This is a genomic window from Rhodopirellula maiorica SM1, assembly GCF_000346295.1.
Lineage (GTDB): Bacteria > Planctomycetota > Planctomycetia > Pirellulales > Pirellulaceae > Novipirellula > Novipirellula maiorica.
The window spans coordinates 1-7513 of the sequence record NZ_ANOG01000908.1 but is presented as its reverse complement, the minus strand read 5'-3'; the positions used below and the strand labels follow the sequence as shown (position 1 = coordinate 7513).

The 7513-nt window shown below is 55.6% G+C and carries 1 protein-coding gene; it reads left to right on the top strand.

Annotated features, from left to right (window positions below; genetic code table 11):
- Positions 1-7513, top strand: a 7513-nt coding sequence (locus RMSM_RS28845) for a delta-60 repeat domain-containing protein (protein ID WP_008705646.1), incomplete at both ends; no start/stop codon positions are given.

The window sequence follows — 7513 nt, the reverse complement described above, 5'->3', positions numbered from 1 at the left end:
AACGGCACACACTATCAGCAAACGCCTGGCGGCAAGGTTTGGGATTTCCTATCTGGCGGCGACGGTGGTGACGCGACGGTCGATACGATTTCCTTGTCCGGAGTCGATGAATCGCTTCGCTACAGCAGTTCCCAGAATCTGGGAGGTTTTCGAAAGACACGCTGGGACGCCAACAACAACCTGCTGGAAACCAGCTTTCCAAGCACCGTTGTTACCAGCGGTTCCGAGTTTGTTCCCCAATTCAAAACTCCCGTCTTCGGCAACAACGTTGCCGGTGGTCGTCTGTTATTTGTCGGGGCCAACGGAATCTACGAATCGCTGGACCAGGGGGACACAATGCAGCAGCTGACAAGTTCGACGTCTGGCTTCCTGCAAGATGCTGGCGACTACGGCGGATCGCAAGGCGGGATCGCCAACCCAGATGCCTTTTACATTGCCCAACGCGACGATGTCTTCATTCGCACCAGTTCCGGCACCGTCAATCAGACGGATCCCAATACGAGTAGCAGCGACGATATCAACGACGTCGTGATGAACACCAACGATTGGTCCAACGCATTTGCGGTCGACGACACGAGTGTCTATCAAACGACCGATTCAGGCGGAACATGGGCTGATATCACCGGCAGTCTAGCAGCGATTGCTGGCGAAAGGTTGCAAACGATCGCGTTTGTTTCCGGCGCGGTCAGCGCGTTGGTCGTGGGTGCCAGCCAAGGCGTGTTTGTTTCAAGAATCGATGCACTAGGAACTTGGGCCGAGGTTGGATCGAACCTGCCCAATGCATTGGTCTACGATCTAATATACAACGCGGTTGACGATGTCTTGTTGGCCGGGATGTTGGGACGCGGGGCGTGGACATTCGAGAACGCTAGCGAGCTTCTGGCCGGTGCAGGCAGTGCAATGCCGGAAATCAACGTGCAGGGAGGAACGCCTGCCATCGATATTGCGGACGGCGATGTAACTCCCGACGCGGCAGAGGGAACCGATTTTGGACAGGCGTTTACGGGAGCACCCCCGGTCTCGTCTCATCAATTTACCATTGAAAACACCGGGGCAGACCTGCTTACGATCTCGGCAATCAATATTAGCGGAGCGGATGCCTCCGATTTTAGTGTCACCGGCTTCGTTTCTGGCACCATCAGCGCCGGAGGCTCCGAAACATTCTCGCTGGAATTTGCTCCTTCGGCCGATGGTGTTCGATCCGCAACGATTGAGATCGTCAATGACGATGCTGACGAGAATCCCTACAACTTTGACGTGACCGGTGAAGGGATTCCGCAAGCCGATCTAACCGTGTCGATTGCTGATGGCACGATTTCCGAAGCTGATGGCGCTGCCGCAACGACCGTCACAATTACGCGCGGTACGGACACGACCAATGAGCTGGATGTGATACTCTCGAGCAGCGATCGGTCCGAGGCGACAATTCAAACGATGGCGACCATTCCTGCGGGAATGACCTCCGTCACCGTCGATCTGGATGCCATCGACGACACTGCGGCCGATGGAACTCAGAATGTCACAATTATTGCATCGGTCGACGGGGGTGTCGCCGATGGGACGGCGGGAGTCGACACTTCGTTTGGTACGTCGGGGCAGGTGACAACGCAGTTAAACATGTCCGACAGCAACTCGATCGGACCGCTGGGTGGCATTGCAGTCCAAACCGACGGCAAGATCGTGGTGGCATCGCAAGGTTTCAACGCGAACCAATTTCTTCTGGAGCGGTTGAACGCAGACGGCACGTCCGACGCGTCCTTTGGCACCAATGGCTTGGTATTCACGTCGGTAGGTGCAAATACCTCACCGACTTCGATCGCCATTCAGGAGGATGGAAAGATACTGGTGGCCGGTGAAACGAGTGACAACGGACGAACTCCGTTCCTGGCACGATTCAATGTCGATGGTACGATCGACACGACGTACGGTACCAGCGGATTGGTGGATTTTTCTTCGATACGGTCGTCAGGGATTGTGGACATCGGTCTTAATTCGGATGGGCAGGTGCTCGCGGCGCTGGAGAACTTTGGGGCGGCGCAAATGCATGTGCTTCGCTTCAACAGCGAAGGTACGTTTGACTCGTCTTTCGGAACTGGCGGGCTGAAAAGTTTTTGGGAATTCGGGGCAATGTCAGCCAGCATCGAAGTGCTGCCGAATGATCAGTTTCTATTGGTTGGGAATTCCAATGAATGGAGCACGGTCATTCGTGCCTTCCCCGACGGTACGCTCGACACGTCATTTGGCACGATAGGCTCGACACGCATTCAATTTGACAACGACAGCGGGCCGATTTTTTCGATGTCCGTCGACGAAGATGGTCGCATTGCGTTGGGGGGATCCGCCTTCAACAATACCACTCGAAACGATTTTGCAATCGCACTGCTGACGCCCCAAGGTCTACTCGATACAAACTTTGGTGGCGACGGCATGGTGGTGGTCAGTCTGCCGCCAGGCGAAGACGAATACGTCGACTCGCTCGCGTTCCAGCCGGACGGAAAGATCATTGCGGTCGGAGTGCTTGATCGGTTCAACCCGATACAAAACCAGATCGCGATGACACGATTCAACGCGGACGGGACGCTCGACACAACTTTTGATGGTGATGGCATTCTCACCTTCTCCGTCGGCAATAGTTCTAACCAGCGCGCGTTCGGCACGGCGATAGCATCGGACAGCGATTTGTTGATTCTGGCAGGCGGTGGGTCGGACATTCGAGTCGCCCGCGTGAACACGGGGCTGACGCAACTGCAAGCATCCGATAGTGTTTCGATTACCGATAATGACGGTGCGGCAACTTTCGATTTTGGTGATGCGCCGAACCTGACGCAAAGCGGATTTGCCAGCTCTTATCCTGTGTCGCTTGCTGACGACGGAGCTCGCCACACGGTCGGCGGGCCGCGGTTTGGCGGGTTTGCTCAAGCAGAATTGGACGGCGTCAATTCAGCCGATGCCACCTTTGATGATGGCAATGGTTCGGATGACGAAAACGGCGTCAAATTGCTGTCGCCTGTCCTCTTTGCATCCTCAACGAGTGCATCAACCGGCTCAGTGTCCATCGAGTTATCTAATGCCGATCCGACATCCAACCGGCTTGACGCGTGGATCGATTTTAACCGAGATGGTGACTGGGACGATGCTGGCGAACAGATCGTCACGAACTTTGATCTTGGAACGATCGACGGCACTTACGTGGTGGATTTTGCAGTGCCGCAAGACACTGGCACTAATATCGAAAACGGCTTCTCATATGCCCGATTCCGCGTAAGCACCGCGGGTGGCCTAGGGGTGACCGGTGCGGCAGCCGACGGGGAAGTCGAAGACCATCAGGTCGTGATCGTGACCGCTGATTCGATTGTCGTTGATACGAATTCCGATACGGTCGATGGAGATTACTCGACGAATAATTTGTCGTTGCGAGAGGCGATCGATTTGGCCAATCACCGTAGTGGTGTGGACACAATTACGTTTGACGCGTCGCTCCACGGCGGGACGATCACGCTGGCGATCGAGCAATTGGCGATCGCTGATGATCTGACACTGACGGGACTTGGCGCGTCCACATTGGCCATCGATGCCAATAACGCCTTTCGTGTGTTTGATCTGCCCGAAAGCAAGGATGTGACGATTGATGGTTTGACGCTCACAAACGGCCGAACCATGGCCGCAGGTTTCCGAGGTGGCGCCATTCGCTCAACCGGTAATTTTCAGTTGCGCAACAGTGTGGTCAGCGGCAGTTCGACGACGGGGGCAGCGGCTGAAGGAGGTGGTATTTCTCAATTCGAAGGTTCATTGACAGTTGCCAATTCGACGATCACCGGAAACGCCACCGCCGCAAGCAACGTTAGCGGTGGTGGGATCGCGGCGACGAATGCGAACGTCATTATCAGCCGCAGCACGATACACGCCAACACCACGACCGATGCTGCTGCTGCGGGCATCTATGCATTGGGGAGCGAGCTCACGATGACGGATAGCACGGTTTCCAACAACGTTGCCGGCGGTGCCAGCAGCGTGACCGGCGGCGTACTTGTGATCAACGGCAACCTGATGATCGATTCCAGTACGATCTCGTCTAATAGGAGCGCCGATTTTGGCGGGGGCCTGTTGTTTGCTTCGGCGGGGCTCACGGGCGTGGTCACTAACTCGACCATCTCCGGCAATGTATCAACCAATGCGGATGGTGGCGGGGTATTCGTCTACGACGGTACGTTTAACATCAATCACAGCACAATTACTCGAAATAGTGGCACAGCGGGCAGCGGCGTTACGGGATTTAACAACGGTGCCGGCGTTGCCGCTAATATCAACGTGCTGTCGAGCATCATTGCCGACAACACGGGCGATGATGTCGGAAATACGGGAGGCGGCGGAAATACCTTTACCAGTTTCGGCTTCAACCTGATCGGTTCCGGCAACGCGACCCCTGGGTTCCTTCAAATCACCGACCAGACCGGCGTCTCGGCCGGGCTTGACTCGCTCGCCAATAACGGCGGGATGACGCAAACGCATGCGTTACTTCCCGACAGTTTGGCGATCAATGCAGGAGACACGAGTTCGACGCAAGTCAGTGATCAGCGCGGCGCCGGTTTCCCGCGAGTCGTCGGCAGCAATACCGATGTCGGTGCGTTCGAATTGCAGTCGACCAACCCATCGGTAACGCTGTCGCTTGATAGTGCTAGCATTCCCGAAGCGGCAGGGGTGGCCACCTTCACCGCGACGTTGTCAGAGATCACGGGTGAAGTCGTGACGATCAACCTGGGCTTCAGCGGAACGGCGACACTGACCGACGACTACACACGCGGTGCGAATTCCATTGTCATTCCGGCCGGCAGTCTGACAGGCACGGTGAAGGTCACCGCCGTCCAGGACGGCGTCGATGACGACTCCGAAACAATAATCGTCGACATCGATTCCGTCACCGGAGGCACCGAAAACGGGACTCAGCAGCAGACGACGACGATTGTTGACGACGACAATCCGCCGGCAATTCGGGAAACCACTGTCGGTCTGAACGGATCCAACGACTTGCTGATTCAAGACACCAATGGCGGCACCAGCAACGACACTCTGACGATAAGCATCAACGGCGCCAACATTCGTGTCTATGATCCGAACAATACACTCGCCGCCGGAACGGGCGCGAACGAGGTCGACGCCAATACGGTCGAAATTCCTATAACCAGTCTGGTCGGCGGCGGCGGGATCATCGTTGACTCTCTCGGCGGTGATGACACATTGACTGTTGATTACAGCGGAGGTCTTTTCACCGAGCAGATTACGTTCGACGGTGGAGGGCAAACGACCAATGGTGACGCTTTGATTCTGACCGGTGGCGGAACGTTTTCGGATGTGACCTTCAATTACACAAACAACAGTGATGGTTCGATCGAAATCACCGGTACGTCGACGATCACCTATACCGGTCTAGAACCGATCACTTCGAATGTCAACGCTACCGATGTCATGCTGAACTACAGCACGACAGCTGAAACGATTTCCGTCACGGATGCCGGCAGCGGCCAAACGACCGTCGACTCAAACGTCGGCGGCGAAGCGACAACCTTCAACAATCCTTCGGGAACATTGACCGTTAACGCTGGCGACACCGGAGTCAATGTGATCAACGTTGGTGGTCTTGCTGCTAGCTACCCAGCCAACATTTCGATTGTCGGTGGCGACGGCGGCGACACGGTCAACTTGAACGGCACTGTTGCATTGGCGGTTGATAAATCTTTGACGGTCAACGCACTGTCGATCAACATCCCTAATTCGACATCCGATATCGTCTCCAGCGGATTTGGCCAGGTGACTTTGGTCGCCAGCGGCGGCATTACCATGTCATCAGGATCGAGCATTTCGACGGTCGATGGCGGAGTCAATATCTCTGCCAATGTTGCCGGAACGACAACCGGTGACTTTGTCGGCCTAGCATTAAGCGATGCCGACATTACCACCAGTGGTGGTGGAGCGATCTCGTTATCGGGGATCGGCGGCACTACGGCGGATAATCACGGCATCGTTGTCGACGGTGGTTCTGTGATTAGTTCCACCCAAACATCGACGGGCGGGGGAGCCATCATCTTGGTTGGCCAGGCGGGAGCGGGCGTCGGCGCGGACGGTCTTCGGCTGGATGGTGTCGGTACCGAGGTGACCTCGCAAGTCGGAATCGTGTTGATCAACGGTGTGACATTGGCAGATGATGGCGTCGTGATCACCAACAATGCAGCAGTACGATCGTTGGGCACTACCGCAGATGGCGCTAGCCTGAGCATCCAAGGCACCGGCGGATCCGTAGGCGGCGTCAATGGCAGCGAAGGTGTCGTGATCGGCAACAGTGCCATCGTGACATCGATCAATGGAGACATCGAAATAATTGGGGAAAATTTGAGTGGGTTCCATGGAGTGCGACTATTTAATGCCGCAGCGGTGACATCCACCGGGACGACGGTCGACGCGGCACAAATCCACATCGCTGGACTAGCCGGCGGAGTGGGGGCCGACGGTGTGCAACTGCATGACGCCTCAACACGGATCGAAGCGGATGCGGGCGCTATTAACATTGACGGTGATGGATCATCGGGTGAATTTGGCGTCAATCTCTTCGATTCTGCCACAATCCAAGTCGCAACCGGAACGATGTCGATCCTCGGCACAGGCGGTACACACTCCGGCGTTCGACTCTCAGATTCTTCGAGTGGAAATCTGATCTCCATCGGCAGTGGAGATATTGACATCTTTGCGCTGTCCTCCGACATCGTTGTTGGAGGCGGCAGCGTGATTGGCGGACCACTAGCAACCGGGAATCTAACACTGACAGCTGATGAATTGTCATTTGTTGGCGGTGCAATCCAGTCGACGGGGGATCTGATTCTTGAACCGCTGACAGCTAGCAGAAATATTCAACTCGGTGGCAGCACGGGGGCGTCGCTAAGTCTCACCGACGCCGAACTTGGGATTCTCGTCGATGGCTTCAACTCGATTACGATCGGTGATCTCGTCAACGGCACGGGGACGGTCGACATCGACACAATCACGCTGAACGACCCCGTAACGATCACTGGCAGTACGATTAGCGACAACGCAGGCACCGACATTACCGCACCGACGGTTAATTTGATCGGAGACGTATCGCCCGGTCAGTCACCGGGGATCTTGACGGTGGTCGGCGATTTCACGTTCGCGAATAATGACATCTACACCGTTGAGATTGGCGGCATTGCTCCAGGAGATGCCAGCAACAATCATGACCAGGTCAATGTGACAGGGACCGTCACGATCAGTTCCAATGTGACGTTGATCACCGGAACGTTCAACGGTTTCTCGCCGAGTCCAGGCAACTCTTTTACGATCATCAGAAACGATGGAACTGATGCCGTGACCGGTACTTTTGCCGGACTCGCCGAAGGAGCGACAATCGAAGACTTTTTAGGTTCTGGTCTTGAGGCCACGATCAGCTACGTGGGCGGTAGCGGTAACGATGTCGTACTCAATTTGGAATCAAATTCCACGATAG